Below are 20,607 nucleotides of genomic sequence, written 5' to 3' on the forward strand. Positions count from 1 at the left end.
ACACTATGTACCTACTCTTTGCTTTCTAACGATTTTACATACTGACGCAAAACAATCAAAATAGTTCCGATTGAAAAATCTTATCTACCTTAAATATAAAAAGCATAGGTAAGGTTTTTTATCCGTTAAAAACTAACAACGCCCTTTCCCTTAATCCCTCTCTATCATGAACCATAAACATAGTACGCCAAAAAACATCCCTTTGAAGCAGAATGACCATTGCGAAGATTTTTCGCAATGGTCATTCTTCCACTAACAGATTGGAATTCTAGCGTAGTTTCCATTTTCCTTCTCTCATTATATTAAACTGCTCTTCTAGACCAAATGACTACTGGAATGAGCAGCAACGACATTAGGCCGCCTGCTAAGGACAATGCCGCATAACTAGCATTCGCAACGACCATCCCAGATAGCGCTCCCCCAGATGCCCCTGCCAATGCCACAAAAACATCCATTTTCCCCTGTGTTTTTGCGCGGGTAGACGGCTCCGTTGCATCAACGATTTGTGCAGTACCACTAATTAAACCGAAATTCCAGCCTAACCCAAGTAAAGAAAGTGCCACTATAAGTAAAACCATCGAATCGCTTGGAGCAAATGCCGCTAATAAACCCGCTAGAAGCAAGGTAACACCGGCAGCAATACTCATGACTGTTCGTCCGACTTTATCAACAAGAATACCTGTGACAAGCGATGGCAGATACATAGCACCTACATGAAATCCAATCACAATACCTACTTCCGATAAACCATGTCCATGGTGTCTCATATGTATGGGTGTCATCGTCATAATCGCTACCATGACAATTTGTGTTAAAACCATCACGGTTGCCCCTACCGCCAAACCACGTTTATTAGCTGTTGGATGTGTGGACGGTATTTCATTTTCTATAGCATATTTTTGCTTAAGCGCCTCAATTCCTTTAGCGATTTCTAAGGGATCCGGACGCAGCATCACAAATAGGACAAATCCTGCTACTATAAAAGCGGCAGCAGATAGCAGAAAAGGACCAGCAAGCGCAGGAATACCAATCGATAATGCCACTTTCCCCATCAATTCTACTAAATTCGGACCTAAAACAGCACCAAATGTTGTCATAAGCATAGTCGTACTTATAGCTGTTGCACGTTGTTTGTCATTCGCTAAGTCTGTACCCGCGTACCGTGCCTGTAAGTTGGTTGCAGTTCCTGCTCCATAGATTAATAGAGATATAAACAGCATAATAACACTATTAAATATCGCAGCCATGACAACTCCAATGGCTCCTAGCCCCCCAACAATAAAACCAGTGGATAACCCTGTTCTACGGCCATGACGTTGTGATAATTTACCAACAATAAAAGCTGCACCAGCTGACCCTAATGTAAATAATGCCGATGGTACACCTGCATATGCATCGGTTCCAAGCATTTGTTGGGCTAATAAAGCACCTACTGTAATACCAGCCGCTAGCCCTGCTCCCCCAAATATTTGAGATAGGCTCACTACTATTAATACACGCCTATATAAGCTTTTTAATTTTTCTGGTGACTCCATATATGATTCTATCGAAAATTCCGCTTTTCCAGACATTCTCTTTACCCCTCTTTCTAGTTGCATAAGATAATACATGTAGCCATTTTATGTATCCTATAAATCGTTCCAACTGGCTCTACGTTATTCTCTAGCCAGCCTCTGCCATTCTAATACACCCTCTTCTAACCGGAAAGCATTGATCCCTTTTGCTTTCAACATTTTTACAGCTTCGGCTGACATTAAGCAATAAGGTCCTCTACAGTAAGCTACAATGTCAATATGTGTTGGCAGGGTAGATAGTTGATTCTCTAATTCTTCAATAGGCATAGAAACGGCTCCTGGAATATGTGCTTGTTCAAATTCTTCTTTTGGTCGAACATCGAGTAATAGCACTTCTCCTTTATCCATGCGTAATACGAGATCCGAAGGTGTTACTCCCTCTATGCCAAGATGCTCATTAAAAAATTCTTCTTTTATTTGTTGAACCGGAATCAATTGTTTTTCAGATAGCGCATGTAATGTCGTTAAAAATTTAGCAATCACTTCATCTGCTAATTCGTAGATAACAAAATTACCTTCCTTTGAAAATTTGACTAATCTGGCATTAAAAAGTGTCTTTAAATGCTGAGACACATTAGCTACGGACATATCTGTACTTTTGGCTAATGCATCAACAGACTTTGGACCTTGAGAGAGAATATCAAGTATTTCTAATCGTTTAGGGCTTGATAAACTTTTTCCAATTCTAGCGAATTCTTGATATAACAAATCCTTTAAATGTCGTTCATGCAATGTTGAGTACCACCTTTCAACTATTCAATTAATTTATTGAATAGTTGAATATTAATTCTTTATTTTACCATTGTCAATTACTTAATTTTACGAAAAAAACCATTTTTTAAGCACAAAAAAGAACATGTTTTAAAAACATGTTCTAGCAATAGGACTAAAGGGCGTGCATGACGACTTTCTTTTTCTTAGAATAAAATAAAAATGTCGTCGTTAAGCTCAAACTAATAATGCCAAATACAAGCCCCATCCCACTTAAGCCAATTACATCTAGCATCATACCTGTAGACAATAGCACGACTTGAAAGACGACCGAATCAATCATATTTCGGAAAGAGAAAAAACGTCCATGAAATTGTTTTGGAACCTGTTTCTGAAAAATAACCATAGTCGTTGGGAAGAAACAGCCGACTGTAAAGCCAAATACTCCAAAGGCTACTAAAGCAAAAAGTTTGATATCTGCTAGTAATAGCAAGAGCTCCATGGACCCAATAATAAATGCCAATGTGAAGAGGAGTGTGCCCATTTGTACTCGATCAGCTATTATTTTTAAGCCTGCCGCACCAAGCATAAAGCCGATACCTTCCACTGTATACAACAAACCTGAAATCGTTGTCGATTGATGCATTTCAGAAATTTTCATAATAACTAAATTAAAAGAGCCTAAAAATAACGTTGGAATTAACATAAGCACCAATGTCATTAGAACCATTGGATGCTCTTTCACCATCGGTAATACCTCTTTAAAGTTTCCTTTTTCTTTGTTTGTTACTGTTGCATTTGTCACTTCATCTAATTGCAATAAACTAGTAATAACAAACATGACGATATATACGATAAATGAAATGATATATAACCATTTTAATTCAAAAAAGCTTAGCATGAATCCTGCTGCGGCTGTACCGATGATTCTAGAAATAGTTCTAGCGTTCATTTGCCAGGCATTCAATGTAATTAAGTCTTGCTCCTTTGCAATCATTGGAATAATGGATTGCAGTGCAGGCATATAAAAGGCAGCTGCTATTTGCAATGTAATTAAAAATAAAATCATCCATACAACCGAATTTGTATAAAGTGCGATAAACATAAATAATACACTCACTATTCGCCCAATACTCGCCATTTGTACAACCGTTTTTTTCTTCGATTGATCGATAATACGACCAGCCATAGGCCCTACGACCAAGCCCGCTAAAATACCACAAGAAATAATTAATGATTTGTGAAAGTCTGAAGGTACTACCTCTTGCATAAAGGCGAGATTTCCAATAATACCAGCCCACAAGCCTAGACCTACGACGAATTCACCTAATAAAATAATCCATACATTTCGATTTCGCCACATGCTGTTCTCCTCGTTGTTCCTACAATGTCATAAAACCTATCGTAACAAAATTTAAAATATTCGTACACAGTGATATAAAAAAATATTACTAGGTTCTATGCCATTCCACCCTTTTCTATCTTTTTTTAAGAAGTATACTATTTTTCCTATAAAGAAAAATCATCCAAAAGTTTGAATTATATAAGCAAAAAAACACCGTTTGATGAATTAATCAAACGATGTTTTTTATTATGATAGCTCCAGCTTATGCACAAGCGCTTTTCTTCTGCGCTCGATTATTTTTTGACTAATTAATGTAATGATAAACAACAAGCCTACAGTTGTGGCCATCATCCCTGCTATAGAGGTATCCCATAGCTTCGCTAAATAATAGCCGATCACGGAAGCTGCAGCCCCAAAGAGCATGCTGTAGATAAACATTTGCTTAATCGTTTGACTAATTAAATAAGAAGTTGCTGCTGGACCAATTAGCATGGCCACGACTAAAATAGCTCCTACGCTATCAAAGGCTGCAACAGTTGTAAATGAAATCGAGGTCATAAATCCATAGTGGAGAAAGACAACAGGTATACCAATTGTTGCGGCATAGACAGGGTCAAAGGTTGCAAGCTTCATTTCCTTAAAGAATAGTAGCAAAAATCCAATATTGATGATTAAGACAAGTAAAAGCATCCATACTGCCTTAGGCATTGCTAGACCTAAAATCGTCCATCGATCCCATGGAACGAAAGCAATCTCTCCCATTAAGACATGCTCTACATCCAAATGAACATTACTTGCAAATAATGTAATTAGCAGGACTCCCGCCGCGAATAACGATGTAAATACCACCCCTATCGCTGCATCCTCTTGAATACCAGAAGAATGTAATAATTGCACAAGATAAGCAGTTAAAATACCCGCAACTGCTGCACCTATCAACATCCAAAAGCCATTTAATGATTGGGTAATGATATAGGCCATCACAATCCCAAAGAGTACAGTATGACTAATGGCATCAGCTATCATGGACATTTTACGCAAAATAAGAAAAACGCCTGCAATCCCACATGTTATACCCACTAATAAGCCAGTTACTACCACCCAGAATTCTATCATCCTACATCACCCTGCTTTCGAAATTGCATTTTTCTACGATATTTATTAATTTGACCAGCAGGACTTATAAAATAGGAGATCAAGAATATACCTGCCGCCACTAGAACGATAATAGGACCGGTTGATAATCCTGTTCGAATCGCGCTAATAAAAGTACCTGTAACACCTGAGATACCTCCAATCGCTGCACTCAAGAGGAGCATCGTACTCAATTTTTTAGTCCATAATTTGGCGCATGCAGCAGGAATAATTAATAAAGCTGACATTAAAATTACGCCTACAGCCTGGATCCCTGTAACAATTGTCATGACAATTAACACTGTTAGCGTGGCCTTTAAAGCTTCAATCGGTAAGCCAATTCCTTTTGCATAAACAGGATCAAAGATGAGTAATTTCCATTCCTTATAAAAGAAAAGACTAACTAAAATAATTATGGCTGCACTGATGAACAGCCACATTAAATCAGCTTTTGTCATCGTTGCGGCTTTGCCAAATATAAAATTATTAAGGCCACTCTGGTTTCCAATTGGACTTCTGTTGACAACTGTTAAAAACACTACACCGACACCAAAAAATACGGTCAGTACTAATCCAATAGCTGCATCCGCCTTCAATTTTGAAAAAGATACAATCCATTGTATACAATACACAGATAAAGCAGATGTAATACCCGCTCCCAGCATTAAAATCGGTAATTCCTTTTGCCCTGTGAGCAGGAACGCAAGTGCGATACCTGGTAATGCTGCATGTGCCGCAGCATCGCCCACTAAGCTTTGTTTTTGCAAGAAGGAGAAAGTTCCAGTTATGCCTGCAGCTATACCCAGTAACATAGTGCCACTAAGTACCCACAATAAGTTACCACTTAACATCTTGAACCCTCCTTATGCATGCTGCATCATGAAAAGTTTACCACCATATGTTTTTTGTAATTGTTCTGGTGTAAAAACATCTTCTGTTGCACCTGATGCTAATATCGTTTTGTTTAGTAGAATCGTATAATCAAAATATTCCTTGACCGTTTGAAGATCGTGATGCACAACAAAAATACTTTTGCCCTGAGCCTTTAATGCTTTTAAAATATCAATAATCGTTTTTTCTGTTGCAGCATCTACCCCAGCAAATGGCTCATCTAAGAAATAAATATCTGCATTTTGTGCTAGAGCTCTTGCTAGGAATACACGCTGCTGCTGTCCGCCCGAAAGTTGTCCTATAGAACGGTCTGCAAAGTCCAGCATCCCTACACTTGCTAATGCTTGCCGAGCGACCAGTTTATCTTGCTTCGTCGGTCTTTTAAATAAACCTGTATGGCCATATCTCCCCATCAACACGACATCGAGGGCATTCGTTGGAAAATCCCAATCAACGGCATTTCGCTGAGGTACATATCCAACTACTAAACTTTTTGGCTCAAAGATTTTACCAAGAATCTCAACTTTCCCCACTTTATTAGGAAGTTGATTTAATATAGCCTTTAAAAACGTTGATTTTCCGGCACCATTTGGCCCGATTATCGCAGCTAGATGACCTTTAGGAACCGTCACACAGGCATTTTCCAATACTGTTTTCTTATCATAAGCTACTGAAAGATTTTCCACTGTTAATGCATCCATTTTATCCACCTACTTTAATGCATCGACAATTGTGTCGATGTTATATTTATACATCCCTATATACGTACCTTCTGTAGTGCCTTCCGCACCCATCGCATCCGAAAATAGTTCTCCACCGATCACGATGTCATGTCCCTTTTCTTTAGCCCCTTCAATCACGGCCTTCATCGCTTTATCAGACACACTAGATTCGATAAAAAGGGCCTTGATTTTATGAGCTACTAAAAAATCAACCATTTCCTGTACGTCTTTGACTCCGTACTCTGAATCCGTACTTAGTCCTTGTAAGCCACGCACTTGGAAACCTCGGCTTCGACCAAAATAATTAAAAGCATCATGGGCAGTAACTAGAATCCTTTGCGGCTCTGGAATTTCTTTGACACGCTGTTGCGCATAGCTTTGTAAATCGTCTAGCTTTTTTAAGTAAGACTCTTCATTTTCTTGAAAATCTTCTTTGAATTCTGGGTATTCTTCTTGAAGTTGCAAACTGATTGCTTGGACAACGCCCTTCCATAGCTCGATATCAAACCAAATATGAGGATCATGTAGCATGGCATCGCTATCACTTGCAAGTAACTGCTTAGTATCTAACGTTTCCCCAACAGCTAACACGGTTTTATCCTTTGCCATTTGTTCAAAAATATCGAGCATCTGTCCTTCTAAATGTAAACCATTGTAAAAAATAACTTCAGCCTTATCCAATTTCGATAAATCACTTTGCGTAGCCTTGTATAAATGGGGGTCTACCCCAGGTCCCATTAATGCTGATACTTGTAAATGATCGCCACTAATTTCTTTTATGGCATCTGCAATTTGTCCTGTCGTTGCGACAACAATTCCTTTTTTTTCTCCATCTGCTTCAGTTGAACAACCGAATAACAGAAGTGAGAGTGATAGTACGAATACACCTAACCATTGTTTCATTGACTTACCTCTACTTTCATTTTATTAGCCATTGCTTGAAAAAAAGCAGTCATGAAACACCGATAAAGGGGGTGGCGGACATGCCTTATTAAATCTTTTGACTACGCCCGCCTTGTCAGACTTGCATCCTTAAATGCATTGCTCTTTCTCATACAGCCTACTTTATTTATATAATTTTCCGAATAAACTGGCGCCAGCTCATCCAGAAAAGGATTAATATTATGCCCGCTCCTACAGACTCTGTAAGTTTCCAAAGAATCGTAAGAAGTAATAAAACAACCATTGGAAGAATCGTCAGCTTGAAATCACCTAACTCTTTCATTCACGCACTCTTCTTTCTTTAGAGATATTTTGTTTCCCTTAGGAAAAATATATGCTTAAAACAAAAATAATTCAACTACTTTATGAAAATTTCTTTTAAAAAATTTTTTTCTAGAGGAAAATTTACTTTCGCCCAAACAAAAAATCTCTAATGCTATGATTAGAGATTTTTTATAAAATAGTGATATTACATGCGTTTATCATTGATTCCAAGTGGTTTTCCTATAAATTCAAATGCATAAATATGCGTTTTAGTTAATTCAATAATGTCTTTTATTAAAGCTTCTTCTGATTTTTCATAGTTGCTTGCAATCCATTGCATCATTAATCCGTAAAAACCATAAGAGGTATAATGTTTGAACATATCCATATTCACTGGTTGATGGTTGATGGTCTCAAAGTTAAATTGTTCTTGATAAATTTTTGTTATCGTAAGAGGCATCCGGGTATGCAATCCAGGAATCGTATCTTCAAAGTTTAATAGCTCAAAAAATGTACGATTCTTATAAATGTAATGAATAATATTAAAAGAAGGAGCTTTTAGCTTCGTTGTATACACTCTTTCTCCAAACAGGTATGGTTCCCCTACCGCTACTTCTAGGCCATTTAACATCTGCTCTAGCAAATTTTCTGCTAGCTCAAATTTATCCTGAAAATGCACATAAAAGGTACTACGATTATAGCCTGCTTGTTCTACAATATCTTTTACTGTAATTGCCTGAAATCCTTGTTTTTTAATTAAATCAACTAAAGCGCTATAAAAATGACGACGGGTTCTTTCCTGTCTTTGTGTCCATTTTGTCACTATTTCTTCCTCCCTTTTAGACATTTTACATAGATATGTCTACTAGTTAGACACTTGCCATGACATTAATGATTGTTTCCGTTTTATAGAGTTTTACAATAAAAGTACACCGTAATCGACGCAGTGTGCAAGAAAATTACTTTTAAGGGAGTGTCATGTATGGGGAAATTACAAGATAAAGTAGCAATTATTACAGGTGGTGCTTCTGGAATTGGAGCAGCAACTGCTGAATTATTTGTAGCAGAAGGTGCTAAAGTGGTACTTGTGGACCTTAATGAAGAAAAAGGTCAAGCATTTGCAGCTCAACTGCAGGCAAAAGGAGCAGAGGCTATCTTTATGAAAGCAAATGTAACAGATGAAAATGAAGTAGCCGCCATTTATCAAACAACACTAGGGACATTTGGCAAAGTCGATGTTCTTTTTAATAATGCAGGAATTGGGCGAGTAACGCCAACTGAGGATTTGCCTTATGCAGAGTGGCGTCAAACAGTGAATGTGGATTTAGATGGCGTATTTTTAATGGCACAGGCTGCCATTAAGGAGATGCTAAAAGCGAATGGCGGGACAATTGTCAATACTGCCTCCATGTATGGATGGGTTGGTTCACCAGGGTCTGCAGCCTACAATGCAGCTAAAGGTGGCGTCATCAACTTAACACGTTCACTAGCATTAGAGTTTGCTACACGCGGTATCCGCGTTAATGCACTTTGCCCTGGTTTTATTGATACACCGATTATTCCTGAGGAGAGCAAAGAGCCATTACGTCATGTAACACCTATGCAACGTTTAGGTCAACCAGAGGAAATGGCAAAAGCCGTTTTATTCATGGCGTGCGATGATTCAACATTTATGACAGGCAACACATTAACGGTGGATGGTGGCTATACTGCCCAATAAATAACACAAAATAATCGCTTCCTCTGTAGAAGGAAGCGATTATTTTTTATTGAGAAAAATTTGCAGTTTTTATCCATTTCCTGCAAACTATTAACATATCGAGCAAGAAAGGATGAAGATGACAAATGAAAAAATTAATAGGTATATTATTATTTTCCATTCTTATCGTAGGCAGTGCAAGCAATGTACAAGCTGCTGGTTTCAAAGATGTGTCTGAGGATCATTATGCCTATGAAGCAATCTTATGGGCAGAAGAATATGATATTGTAAATGGTTTTGCAGATGGTACATTTAAACCGAATGCTACTATTACCGAGCAGCAATTAGCTAAACTTTTAGCTATTTTTTACGAGCTTGAATCTCCCATTGATGAATTAAAAAAACAGACCCCTTCTGCCATGTGGTCGGATGAATTTTATAACCAGCTTGCTAGCTATGGTGTCCCTTTAAACGGCTATTTCGATAATCGGCTACGAGCTGCTACCGTGAAGCGTGGTGTCGTGGCACAAGCTATTACTCATTTAGCTAGTGGCAAAAAAGGATTAGATTCATCTATTCAATTTTTACTTGATTACTATATTTCATCTGGGCAAAATCCACAGTATGAAGACCGTAATTTACAAAAGTTTTATGGTGTGACCAACAATATGACACGTGCACAAGTTGTGACAATGCTGTATCGCATGGATGAACGAAATTTTTATGAAATTTCAGGGGATGCACAAGCTATTCATGACAATGCCAACAAATTATCGTTAAATACACGTGCTAAAAATGCCCAAAATCAACTCGATAAATCCTTGCAGCAAACTACACCTAGCAAGAGTGCTTGGGAAGGCGTTTATACGTATTATTATAAATGGGGTAAAGGAACAAATGACTTTAACCGTCGAGATGCTGTTATTTCAAACGCCACAAGCAACAGTTTTTCCATTGCTTTAACTGCAAATGATGGGACAGCTTCAGGGAAAGTCAACGGAACTGCCACGATAACAAGTTCAAATAAGGCATTAATGAATAAGTCCTCAAACGGCAATCGATGTGTCGTCGAGCTAGAGCGATTAACGAATAATGCGCTGAAAGTTACGGAAGTCGATTGTCGTGCAGAGCGTAGTGAAGGCACCAATTTTTCTGGTACGCTAAAACAACAATAGTTCACAAGAGAGTCTGATACGTTCAGGCTCTTTTTTGAGCGCCCAAAATTTTATAGTGCTGCTTGGCTATGGTAATAAAATCGAGAAGGAAAGGCTGCATATGTTTATCTTTATGCCAAGCAATGTCTGTAAAAATTGGTGCTAAGCTGATTGTCGAGGGAATTTCCTCTAATTGTCCATTTGCTAATTCCTTTTCTACGACCATTCTCGGTAAAAATGTAATACCTAAACCAGCTATCACACATTGCTTAATCGCTTCTATGCTCGCAAATTCTATCATTTGTAGCGGCATACTATTTTCCTGCTGTAGCTGTGCTTCTAAATGATTGCGATAGGAGCACCCTGTTTCCGTTAGTAGCATGGTTTCAGTAGAAAGATGAGAAGCCACGAGAGGCTCCCTTCTATCTTTGGAAGTACTCACAAAAATAAGCTGTTCTTCGAGTAAACGCTCTCGATGTAGCATCGCTGTTTCCTGATAAATATCTGTAATAAAGGCCACATCTAACTTACCTGATTGCAATAACTCCTTGGCAATGTCAGTCGTATGCACAGGCTTAAATATAATTTTCACATGGGGATGCGCCTGTTGAAAATGCTGTAAAATGCTTGGCAGTCGATAAACACATTGACTTTCCTGTGCCCCTACTTTTAACACCACTTGTTCTTGTTCATTGGACATTGCTTTTTTCATTTCACGATCTAGCTCTAGCATTTTTTCGGCATATTGTTGTAAACGCTTGCCTTCCTCTGTTAAAATGATCCGCTTCCCAAGCCTCTCAAAAAGTATAACCCCTAACTCTTGTTCCAAAGTTTTAATCTGCGCAGTAATACTTGATTGAGCATAGTCTAGACGCTGTGCTGTTTGTGTAAAGCTTAATGTTTCTGCTGCTGTTAGAAACGTTTGGAGCTGCTTTATATCCATTTCCTCACCTCTCTAATCATTTTTTTCGATACATTTTTATGGAAGATTCACTTTTATCGATATTAAATCCAGTTTACACTAGCTTAGCAAGAGTGAACAATTTTTCAACCAAACGAGGTCCATTAAACAGAAAAGGATTTGGAAACTTTATCGTCCAAATCCCTTTTTAATCTCCTGTTATTGTAGCTCTTTTCTAAGACATTCAGCTGCTGCCATCGCTTTTAAATCTTGAACTATATCTCCGGGTTTATTTCCTTCTCCTAAAATATACCCTTCAAATGATGTCCCTATAAAGTCAAAGATATGTTGAAACTGCTGGATCATTGGTAGCCCTTTTATATAGGGCATATCACCACCAACTGCTATGACATACGCTTTTTTAGAAGACATGTTGTCCTTGAAATTGGGGTAAGTTAAATCTCTTAAAGTTTGTGACCATCGATCAATAAAGTTTTTCATCGGTCCTGCCATGCTATACCAATAAATAGGTGTAGAAAATAGTAGAATATCATGTGGAAGAATACGTTCAATGATGGAATTATAGTCATCATTGACTTCTGAAAAGCCCTCCTCTGTATGGCGCTTATCTATTATAGGTTGAATTGAATAATCCTTTAGATAAATTTCTTCAACTTTTAAATCTTGAGTGACTAATTTTGTTAAAGTTTCTACGTTCCCATTCGGACGATTTCCACCATAAATAACGGCTATTGACATGTTGGTGATCCCTTCTTCCTTAAAGTTTTCTAGTATTGTTCCCGAATAGTTTTATCTTATAATGATTTCACAAATCGATAAAGATGATTATTTCGATAAAATGAATCGAAAAAATCGATTATAGAGAAGTGACTAGCGTGGGAATTACACCATAAAAACCTCCAGAAAAAAGTTTTTATTCAAATGTGGGAAGTAGCCATCTTCATGGTCAGACCCACCACATTATAAAGAAGCAAAAATTTTCTTTACCCATTCAAGATACTCACGCATATAGTATGGCTGCTTAAAACCATGATTCTGACCTTCTGCTACAATTACAGTGACATCCGCACCTGCAGTTCGTGCGGACTGAATATATTCCTGTGGTCCCTTTACCCCAACAGCTGAATCCTTCGTTCCATAAGCAATAAATTGAGGAATATGTGCAGTTCTGAAATGCTTGGACAAATCAGTTTTATTCAAAAGTTCTTCACGCTCTTCTGGATTTCTAACAGCTCTATCATCAAAAGAAGCAAAAAGCATGGGGACATTATAGCGGTACGTCAATGCAGGATAAATCATGGCTGCAGATGCTACTTGGTCATCAACTGCATCGATAGCATCAAGCTGATAATTTTTGGGAAGCCATTTTTCTCCCTGTATGAGATTAATAAAACTCCCCGTTTGAAAACCACCTGCGCTAAAGCCTATCAATCCAATTTTATTAGGATGTATACCATAATCATTTGCATGATAACGTAGATAACGGACAGCACGCTGCACATCCAATTGGGGAATGGGCCATTCATAGGGGTTGGAACGATAGTGTAGAACGAACGCATTAATACCTGCCTTATTTAATGCTTCAGCGACCTCTTTTCCTTCAGTAGTTCCGCCATCCATTTCCTTAAAGCTATAGCCACCACCGGGGATTACAATGACCGCACTATCACTATTTGCCACGGTATAAGGAATCAAATAAGGTTCATCCTCATAGGTGGTCTTTTCATAGCCTCCCTCCATTTCATGGACATATGTAAACGTATCAATGGCAGCCTCATTATCTTGATAGTCTTCTCCTACAATATTAGTGAAAAATTTGACTGTAGCTAGCAGTCTATTAGGGTTACCTTTAATATTCATATCGTCTAGCTTACTACCAGAATGATTACCTGCGACTTCTTCTCCCCAAATTTCAACCTTTCGTTCAATATCGGCAACTGGCTTACCTGGTTTATTACCAAAAGGATTGATCTCAAGAAAAGCATAGCCAAACCCTATCATCAAAACCAATATAGCTAGCAATATTCCCACAAACTTGGCTGTTTTCTTCATTATTTTCATCATGATTAACCTCCGTAAGTAGAGAAAAAAGTTTGTCACTTCCACAAAATTACCTTTAGTTTAACAAATGGTTTCTCGACAACTCGATTGTCTTTTTAGCCTTAGCCCTCATATTTTTTTACTTCACTATATGTTCCGCAGGAGAATCTTTTTCAAGTCTAAAATCAAATTTATCCATGTTTTTATATTGAGGATCTAGGTAACTAGATGTCGAATCACTATTGGATGCGATTTTAAACTTTTTAAACGAGTCATATTCCTTATCCTTCCATATCCAAATGCCATCCTCCCCTTTTTCTTTATGAAACACATTCCTAACCAACTTGTTTTTTTTATTACTTGTAAAATAATTGGCTATAAATATTCGAGAAGATCCAGCTGTTAGTATATTTTTTTCTATAACGTTATTGTGGGTATCATACTGTAATAAAAGCTGTCCTCCATCTAATCCCTTTGTATCATTACGGTATATAATATTATGAGAAATGGTTGAATTTTTCGTCCCCCCTCTTTTTTCATCATACCCGCCAATCGATATTCCTGTAAAAAAATTATTATATACTGTATTATTTAGTACTTTTATATTGTCTGCATACTTGTTTGCATGTTCAGATGTTACTTCAATTCCGATATCATTCTTATAAAGGGTATTGTACTCAATCGTTATATTCTTACCACCATCGACATATATTCCCCCAGCAGAATAATTCTCGCCATATGCTGGATTCCCATAGGAGGAAATTTCATAAACGTAATTATTTTTTACAGCACCGTTTCGTACATAGTCCCTTTTTTTATCCTTTGAAATTCCTTCAAACCCAATCAGATCAATTCCGATATTATTGCTCCGTCGAACTATATTATTTTCTATTTTAAATCCATTAATATTCCCATTAAGAACTATAGATTCACTTGCACCTAACACTAAATCCTCCACTGTATTACCTACAATATTTATATCTCTCATTGACCCTGTTCCGTAGACAGCGATCCCATGACCATTTCCATCCTCAGCAAAGGTTTTTATTCTTTTCACATGATTATTCGCTAGGGTAATATGGCTACTGGAGCCTGTTACGTAAATTCCTATCACTGTTTCATCTAATTGTTTCGTCGTTAAATCCTGTATAGTGAATCCACTAATGGTAATGTAATTTTTATTCTTTATTGTTACAAGAGATGCATCACCATCCGTATTCTTCATGGACTCTCCACTAAGAATAACTTCTTCATTTTCATACGCCTTGAAAATAATGGGGTTTGATTTTGTACCACTATGTATAACAGAAAGCTTTTCCTTATAAATGCCTTTCCGTATAAATACGGTTGACCCTGCTTCCGCTTCTAATGCCGCCTTTTTTAGCGTACGGTATGGGCTTAATTTTGAACCATTATTTGAATCATTTCCATTACTATCTACAAATATAGTCTTAGCCTGTTTTATTTCCGTATCATTAATCGTTAGCACAATTATCAAAGCAGCTATAAACCCCAAAAATAGTATCCATTTTTTCATAAAATCTTCCTTTTCAAATTAATTCTATGGCGTTAAATGGTCGATTTTCTAATCACCATCTCTGCTAATACTAAATTAATAGTAAAGGCTAACCACGCTCCTAACGAATACGACAACCCATATGGAAGATTCGCTCCATAATGCAGTATCGTCATAACTATGTAAATGGTTAGATTGGCAAACGTTAAGAAAAAGCTTCTTAGCATCCAACTCCGATGGCTATTTACTTGTCCCTTTTTTATAAAACGAAAACCGTTTATCGTCGTAAGCAACCACAGCGTATTTAAAATGAAGAAACCAATCGTACTCCACATGCCCCCATTTGCATAGAGCGCTATATAATATCCTGGAAGTATATTGACTACAATCACTATTACATAGATTCGACCGTTCCAGCGGTGTAGAATAGGTTTTTCCATTCTTATTGTTCTCGAAAGACCTAATGGCCCCGTAATTAAGGCAATAATGGCTAAAATGATATGTAGTTGGATCATCATAATCCATACATTTGCATTCGGAAGTTCTATTTCCTTGTTCGAAAGAAATGTAGAAAATGTGGGGTCGACCACAAAATTTTTAGATGTTGTATGTAATATCCACAATACAGCAATTACTGCTAAACTAATGACTAAGCCTTTCCTTCTCATGTCTTCTTTCCTCTCCGTTTGTAAAGTGACCTTAAAGATTGCTCTTCGCTGGATAGATTAAAATGGTAAATCTATCTATCTCAAAGTATCTAAAAACAGTCTATCATTAATGCCCCTTACTCGGTTACCAATCATTATAAAGCCGCTTTATAAACTTTAATTTGATTTTACATTGAGACAGCTTTCTATCCTCTGTTATGAGACATTTTTAAGCGAATAAAAAAGACCTAATCGCTTTCCGCAACTAGGTCGTTTTTTTGTCTATGCTTCCACTTCTATATGCTGGAAGGTTGTCACATCAAATAGCCCTGTATCTGTTAATTTTAAAGCAGGAATTACGGGTAATGCTACAAAAGAAAATGTCAGTAGAAAATGAAAATCTAAAGTTGGATTGAGTTTCTGTAAAGCATTGTGCAAGCCCGCTAGCTGTTCCTTCGCTTGCTGTGCTGGCACATCTGTCATTAAGCCACCGATTGTTAAAGGCATCTCCGCGAGTATTTCACCATCGGCTACAATAACGAAGCCACCTTGGATTTCCTGAATGCGGGAAAGTGCCAGAATCATATCCTCATCATTTGTGCCAACGACAAGGGCATTATGTGAATCATGGGCTACGGTAGTCGCAACCGCACCTTTTTGTAAACCAAACCCTTTCACAATACCTAAGCCCGTCGTATGCAAATGATGATGGCGTTCGATGACTGCTAGTTTCAGTAAATCTTGTTCTATCGAGGGGACAAATACGCCTTCTTTCACAGGTACATCTATGACTAAATGATTGGTAATCAGCTGATTCGGCACAATTTCCATGACATTCGCTCTTGTCCCCTTTTTGAATGATAGTTGTAAACTATCCTTTGTGATGCTTGGTAAATGAACAGAGTGATGAATATGGGCAGGAACCTTTGCCTCTTGACGACTTGTCAGCATTTCCCCATTTTCAGCCACTTTATGACCATTTTTCCAAACCGCTTTTGCCTGCATCGTCGATAAATCGTCTACTAGTACAAAATCAGCCTTATAGCCTGGTGCAAGTACCCCTCGATCAAATAAACGATAGCATTCTGCGGTATTTACGGTTGCTAGCTGAATTGCCTGCAAAGGTGTCATCCCTTCGGCTATTGCCATTGCAACATCATAATTGATGCTACCTTCATCCATCAATTCATCGACATATTTATCATCCGTACAAAAACCAAAACGACGCGCATTGTGTGGCTGAATGGCTGGCAATAAATCACGCAAATTTTTCGCTGCTGATCCCTCTCGAATAAGGACATACATCCCCTGCTCTACACGATCAATGGCTTCTTCGGCTGTCACACATTCATGATCCGTTTGAATACCTGCAGCTCGGTAGCCTGTTATTTGCTCACTTTGTAAGCCCGCACAATGCCCATCAATTACTAGGTTCGCTTCCTTTGATAATAAAATTTTTTGCAGCATTCCCTCTTCTCCATTTAAGACGGCTGGGAAATCCATAACCTCCGCTAATCCACGAACTTGTTCATGATGCAGAAATGGCTCCAAATCCTGTGCTGTTAATGTTGCCCCGGCGTTTTCAAACTGTGTCCCTGGTACACTTGAAGGAAGCATCACAAAAATATCCATATCGGCCTTTTGTGCATCATCCAGCATAAATTGGATTCCTTCTGCTCCTGCTACGTTAGCAATTTCATGTGGATCAGTAATCACGGTTGTAATCCCATGTGGAATTAAGACACGGCTGAATTCTCCAGGTGTTAGCATCGAAGATTCAATATGTATATGACCATCAATCAATCCAGGAATAACATAGCTCCCCGCTGCATCCTCTACCTCTTTTGCATGAAATCTATTGCTGTGATCCAGTGCGACAATTGTGCCATTCTTCACAACAATGTCCGCTTTCCTCCACGTTAATGTATAGACATCGGCAACTTGTGCATTTTTAAGAATAAAATCTGCCTCTAACTTACCTTGAGATGATAAAATATTTTGCGTTAACTGTTGTAATTTTGTCGTCATAGCCAATACTCCTTTTTCTTTTAAGAACTATCATGCCTGAAAGATGTCTGTTATTGCAACTATTAATCGTAAAGTCCGTAAAAAACGACCATTGATTAATGGTCGCTCGAAAATTCTAGTTCTTTTGGTGGTTGTCCTTTTTTATTCATTAAACGCATACGAATAGGTTCAATTTTTAGGGTCACCATTTCATCCTGATTGCCAATAAAAATACTCGTAAAAAATTCTGCAATTTTATTTTTAATGCCTTCTTCGTGTACTTCAGTGAGCTTTCCCTCTATTTCCACATAGGAATCACCAAAGCCCCCATTTTCATAGCCATACAATATATGGGTATATGGATTTTTACGGAGCTCTTCCATTTTCTCAGAATGCTTATTCGTCACAGTATATAACACAAAATCCTCATGCTGGAACGTCATATAGCGCGAATAAGGCTTCCCGTTTTCTACAGTAGCCATCGTTCCGATCTTTTCACGGTTCAAAACTTCTAAAATTTCATCACGTACTGAAGTCATTTCATCCCATCCTTTCTTCTACAACTATATTTTGCCCTCTCTACCTAAAGCTAAACTGTTTTTTTTGAAAAATGTGAAATGACAAACTTCTGGCAAATTGAAAATATCTTGTTATAATTATTTGATGGACAATAGGAATTTACGGATGAATGAGGGTTAAAAAATGAAACAAGCTTTTTATACACGCTGTTTATTTTTCATAACAGGCATTATCGTGCTATCTTTTGGCGTTACATTAACAATTAAAGGGCAGCTTTTTGGCGTAGGCTCTTGGGATGTTTTACATATTGGCTTAACTAAAACACTCGGATTAACGATCGGTTCATGGTCGATCATTTTAGGACTGGCAATTTTAGCGTTTGATATGCTAATAACGAAAAAATTCCCATTACCAGGAACTTTTATCGATATGTTTTTAGCTGGCATTTTTATTGATATTTTTAATTATTGGCTACCTGATATCGATGGCTTTTGGATGCAGCTTGTTTCTTATCTAACAGGGTTAGTATTACTTGGCTGGGGCTGTGGTATGTATATGGTGGCTAATTTAGGAATTGGTCCGCGCGATACCTTAATGCTAATGATGGTTCATAAACTTGGCTGGAGTGTCACACGTTCCCGGACGACAATGGAAGTTACAGTCGCTGTAATTGGCTTCTTACTTGGTGGTCCTATAGGAATCGGTACGGTGATAATGGCCTTTGGACTTGGACCAATCGTACAATTCGCCTTAACCTATAACGAAAAATTATTTATGAAATGGACTGGCGTGAAAAGCGCCGTCATATAAGTTTTCTGACAATGCAAAAAATGCATTGTCTTTTTATGGATAGAATAAACAAGGAGCCATTTTGGAAAATGGCTCCCTTTTTTCACGCTATGCTTCTGGCTCAGAGGTATTTTGCCCTGTTGCTTCAATTACTTCGGGCGTGTCGTCCACAGTGTCATCTTCTTGTACGTTTTCAGCAGATGGAGGTGTGATCGTCACTAGTGTAAAGTCATCTTCTTGTAAAATTTCAAATGAAAATTGTTGACGTATATCTCCCACATATAGGGATGTTCCGATTGCTATATTCGTGACATCGATTTCGATCGTTTCGGGAATTTCTGTTGGCTTCACTTTAATGCGAACCTCACGATTAGGCTGTAATAGGAAACCTCCATCTGCTACTCCGATGGCATCACCGATTACTGTTACTGGAATCTCCACTTCCAGCTCTTGTGACATGTTGATCGATTTAAAATCAACATGTTTAATATTCCCTTTTAGAGCACAACGCTGAACTTCTGATAAAACGGCATTAATACGCTTTCCATCCACATCTAATTGAAAAACACTTTTTGTACCATGCGCTGCTAGTATTTTCGCAAATGTTCTTGCGTCTAATGTAATGGCTGTTGATTCCATTTGGAAGCCATAGACAACACCAGGAATGGCACCGTTTTGTCGAAGCTGTGTTAGTGAAGATTGTCGTCCTTTTTGGCGTTTACTGGCTGTTAGTATCGTATTCATCGAATATTTCCCCTTTCATGGAAACTAGTCTCAACAATGGTTTTGCCCTTTCCTCGTTTTTTTATACCTATAAACCTGCTCAAAAAATGAGCAAAAAAAGCACCTCCCTGTCTACAAAACAAAGAAGGTGCCTCATGCTTACTTAAAGTGCAATTTTTTGATTCAGTAAATCATGTAAATCCTGCAATTTTTTAATTTCATAATGCGGTTCAATGCCACTTTTATTTTCAACATTGCGGATATTAAACCAACAAGTATCTATTCCGGACTGTAAACCACCTTTTATATCAGATGTCAAAGAGTCTCCAATAATTAGTGCTTTTTCTTTATCAAAATTATCAATTCGTTCAAACACATAATCGAAAAAGGCTGGCATAGGCTTTTGATAGCCCGTTTGCTCTGAAATAAAAATGCCTTTAAAATATTGCGCTAAATTCGCATCCACAAGACGTTTATTTTGTGTAACCGTTATCCCGTTGGACACTACATATAAATGATAATGATTGGCTAGGTGAGCGATTACCTCATAGGCCCCCTCTACATAATGGTGGGCCTCCCGTAAATATTTTTGGAAAAGTGATTCAAAGTATGTCCCATCGACTTCTATGCCAAATTCCTTTAAAGCAATCGAAAAACGTGTATTATGTAAGGTATTTTTCGTTACTTCTCCACGCTCAAAAGCTCGCCACATTGACTCATTAATTTCTTTGTAACGTGCAATCATGTTGGGAGTAACTTGTATATTTTCTTCTTTAAACATGCGGTCAAGTGCAGCATTTTCAGCTAAATCAAAATCTAGTAACGTATCATCCACGTCAAATAATAATATTTCATATTTCGTCATGTCCGTACCTACTTTCTATGATGCATTGTGCTATTTTCTCTATCCATGATAACGTTTTTTTAGAAAAATAACAGTAAATCCACCTTTTTCAGAATAGTAGGACTTGTAAGCATTTTATCTTCATCCATTTCGATACAAATGAA

At 37.8% G+C, this 20,607-nt stretch carries 21 protein-coding genes; 3 read left to right on the forward strand and 18 right to left on the reverse strand.

Annotated elements, in window-relative coordinates:
- Positions 1 to 302: 302 nt before the first annotated feature.
- From AC3CH7_RS09735 to AC3CH7_RS09775, 9 genes are all read right to left on the reverse strand, one after another.
- On the reverse strand, positions 303 to 1,571 hold the full coding sequence (locus AC3CH7_RS09735) for an MFS transporter (protein ID WP_036162013.1): 1,269 nt from the start codon (positions 1,569 to 1,571) through the stop codon (positions 303 to 305).
- A gap of 84 nt (positions 1,572 to 1,655) precedes the next feature.
- Positions 1,656 to 2,306, reverse strand: a complete 651-nt coding sequence (locus AC3CH7_RS09740; RefSeq protein ID WP_198696048.1) for an ArsR/SmtB family transcription factor — start codon at positions 2,304 to 2,306, stop codon at positions 1,656 to 1,658.
- Between the two features lie 154 nt (positions 2,307 to 2,460).
- Entirely contained in the window at positions 2,461 to 3,648 is a 1,188-nt protein-coding gene (locus AC3CH7_RS09745; RefSeq protein ID WP_012294904.1) for an MFS transporter, read from the reverse strand.
- 228 nt (positions 3,649 to 3,876) lie between these two features.
- Positions 3,877 to 4,746 carry a metal ABC transporter permease gene (locus tag AC3CH7_RS09750; protein ID WP_031416198.1) on the reverse strand — a complete coding sequence of 290 codons (870 nt, stop codon included), beginning with the start codon at positions 4,744 to 4,746 and terminating at the stop codon, positions 3,877 to 3,879.
- Positions 4,743 to 5,615 (reverse strand): metal ABC transporter permease, encoded by an 873-nt coding sequence (locus AC3CH7_RS09755; protein ID WP_031416199.1) that lies wholly within the window; start codon positions 5,613 to 5,615, stop codon positions 4,743 to 4,745. The genes AC3CH7_RS09750 and AC3CH7_RS09755 overlap by 4 nt, the downstream gene beginning before the upstream one ends.
- Positions 5,616 to 5,627: 12 nt before the next feature.
- Entirely contained in the window at positions 5,628 to 6,356 is a 729-nt protein-coding gene (locus AC3CH7_RS09760; RefSeq protein ID WP_031416200.1) for a metal ABC transporter ATP-binding protein, read from the reverse strand.
- A gap of 9 nt (positions 6,357 to 6,365) precedes the next feature.
- On the reverse strand, positions 6,366 to 7,280 hold the full coding sequence (locus AC3CH7_RS09765) for a metal ABC transporter solute-binding protein, Zn/Mn family (RefSeq protein ID WP_036164020.1): 915 nt from the start codon (positions 7,278 to 7,280) through the stop codon (positions 6,366 to 6,368).
- 166 nt (positions 7,281 to 7,446) lie between these two features.
- Entirely contained in the window at positions 7,447 to 7,602 is a 156-nt protein-coding gene (locus AC3CH7_RS09770) for a hypothetical protein (protein WP_172799064.1), read from the reverse strand.
- Positions 7,603 to 7,788: 186 nt separating this feature from the next.
- Positions 7,789 to 8,430, reverse strand: coding sequence for a TetR/AcrR family transcriptional regulator (locus AC3CH7_RS09775; RefSeq protein WP_051890856.1), 642 nt, complete (start codon positions 8,428 to 8,430; stop codon positions 7,789 to 7,791).
- 135 nt (positions 8,431 to 8,565) lie between these two features.
- Between AC3CH7_RS09775 and AC3CH7_RS09780 the strand changes: the two genes are divergently transcribed.
- Both AC3CH7_RS09780 and AC3CH7_RS09785 read left to right on the forward strand, forming a co-directional pair.
- Complete coding sequence (locus tag AC3CH7_RS09780; protein WP_012294909.1) at positions 8,566 to 9,303, forward strand: SDR family NAD(P)-dependent oxidoreductase; 738 nt, start codon at positions 8,566 to 8,568, stop codon at positions 9,301 to 9,303.
- Positions 9,304 to 9,428: 125 nt separating this feature from the next.
- Positions 9,429 to 10,457, forward strand: coding sequence for an S-layer homology domain-containing protein (locus AC3CH7_RS09785; protein WP_012294910.1), 1,029 nt, complete (start codon positions 9,429 to 9,431; stop codon positions 10,455 to 10,457).
- Positions 10,458 to 10,479: 22 nt separating this feature from the next.
- On the opposite strand, the gene AC3CH7_RS09790 is transcribed toward AC3CH7_RS09785, so the two are convergent.
- The 7 genes from AC3CH7_RS09790 to AC3CH7_RS09820 form a co-directional block, all read right to left on the reverse strand.
- Complete coding sequence (locus tag AC3CH7_RS09790; RefSeq protein WP_036162017.1) at positions 10,480 to 11,379, reverse strand: LysR family transcriptional regulator; 900 nt, start codon at positions 11,377 to 11,379, stop codon at positions 10,480 to 10,482.
- Positions 11,380 to 11,556: 177 nt separating this feature from the next.
- Positions 11,557 to 12,096: a flavodoxin family protein gene (locus AC3CH7_RS09795; protein ID WP_012294911.1), complete on the reverse strand. Its 540-nt coding sequence runs from the start codon at positions 12,094 to 12,096 to the stop codon at positions 11,557 to 11,559.
- Between the two features lie 222 nt (positions 12,097 to 12,318).
- Positions 12,319 to 13,422 (reverse strand): alpha/beta hydrolase, encoded by a 1,104-nt coding sequence (locus AC3CH7_RS09800; RefSeq protein ID WP_230591240.1) that lies wholly within the window; start codon positions 13,420 to 13,422, stop codon positions 12,319 to 12,321.
- Positions 13,423 to 13,537: 115 nt separating this feature from the next.
- Positions 13,538 to 14,935: a right-handed parallel beta-helix repeat-containing protein gene (locus tag AC3CH7_RS09805; protein WP_488381713.1), complete on the reverse strand. Its 1,398-nt coding sequence runs from the start codon at positions 14,933 to 14,935 to the stop codon at positions 13,538 to 13,540.
- Between the two features lie 32 nt (positions 14,936 to 14,967).
- The gene (locus AC3CH7_RS09810) at positions 14,968 to 15,582 is read right to left on the reverse strand and encodes a DUF2306 domain-containing protein (protein ID WP_036164028.1); all 615 of its coding nucleotides are present in this window, start codon (positions 15,580 to 15,582) and stop codon (positions 14,968 to 14,970) included.
- A 261-nt stretch (positions 15,583 to 15,843) separates the two neighbouring features.
- Positions 15,844 to 17,589 carry an adenine deaminase gene (gene ade / locus AC3CH7_RS09815; RefSeq protein ID WP_036164029.1) on the reverse strand — a complete coding sequence of 582 codons (1,746 nt, stop codon included), beginning with the start codon at positions 17,587 to 17,589 and terminating at the stop codon, positions 15,844 to 15,846.
- A gap of 95 nt (positions 17,590 to 17,684) precedes the next feature.
- On the reverse strand, positions 17,685 to 18,107 hold the full coding sequence (locus tag AC3CH7_RS09820) for a pyridoxamine 5'-phosphate oxidase family protein (protein WP_012294916.1): 423 nt from the start codon (positions 18,105 to 18,107) through the stop codon (positions 17,685 to 17,687).
- Between the two features lie 163 nt (positions 18,108 to 18,270).
- On the opposite strand from AC3CH7_RS09820, the gene AC3CH7_RS09825 reads away from it, so the two are divergent.
- Entirely contained in the window at positions 18,271 to 18,897 is a 627-nt protein-coding gene (locus tag AC3CH7_RS09825) for a YczE/YyaS/YitT family protein (protein ID WP_012294917.1), read from the forward strand.
- A gap of 87 nt (positions 18,898 to 18,984) precedes the next feature.
- On the opposite strand, the gene AC3CH7_RS09830 is transcribed toward AC3CH7_RS09825, so the two are convergent.
- Positions 18,985 to 19,620, reverse strand: a complete 636-nt coding sequence (locus tag AC3CH7_RS09830) for a 50S ribosomal protein L25/general stress protein Ctc (protein WP_036162019.1) — start codon at positions 19,618 to 19,620, stop codon at positions 18,985 to 18,987.
- 142 nt (positions 19,621 to 19,762) lie between these two features.
- Positions 19,763 to 20,464 (reverse strand): YjjG family noncanonical pyrimidine nucleotidase, encoded by a 702-nt coding sequence (locus AC3CH7_RS09835; protein ID WP_036164040.1) that lies wholly within the window; start codon positions 20,462 to 20,464, stop codon positions 19,763 to 19,765.
- Positions 20,465 to 20,607: the final 143 nt, after the last annotated feature.

The organism is Lysinibacillus sp. F12, assembly GCF_057773605.1.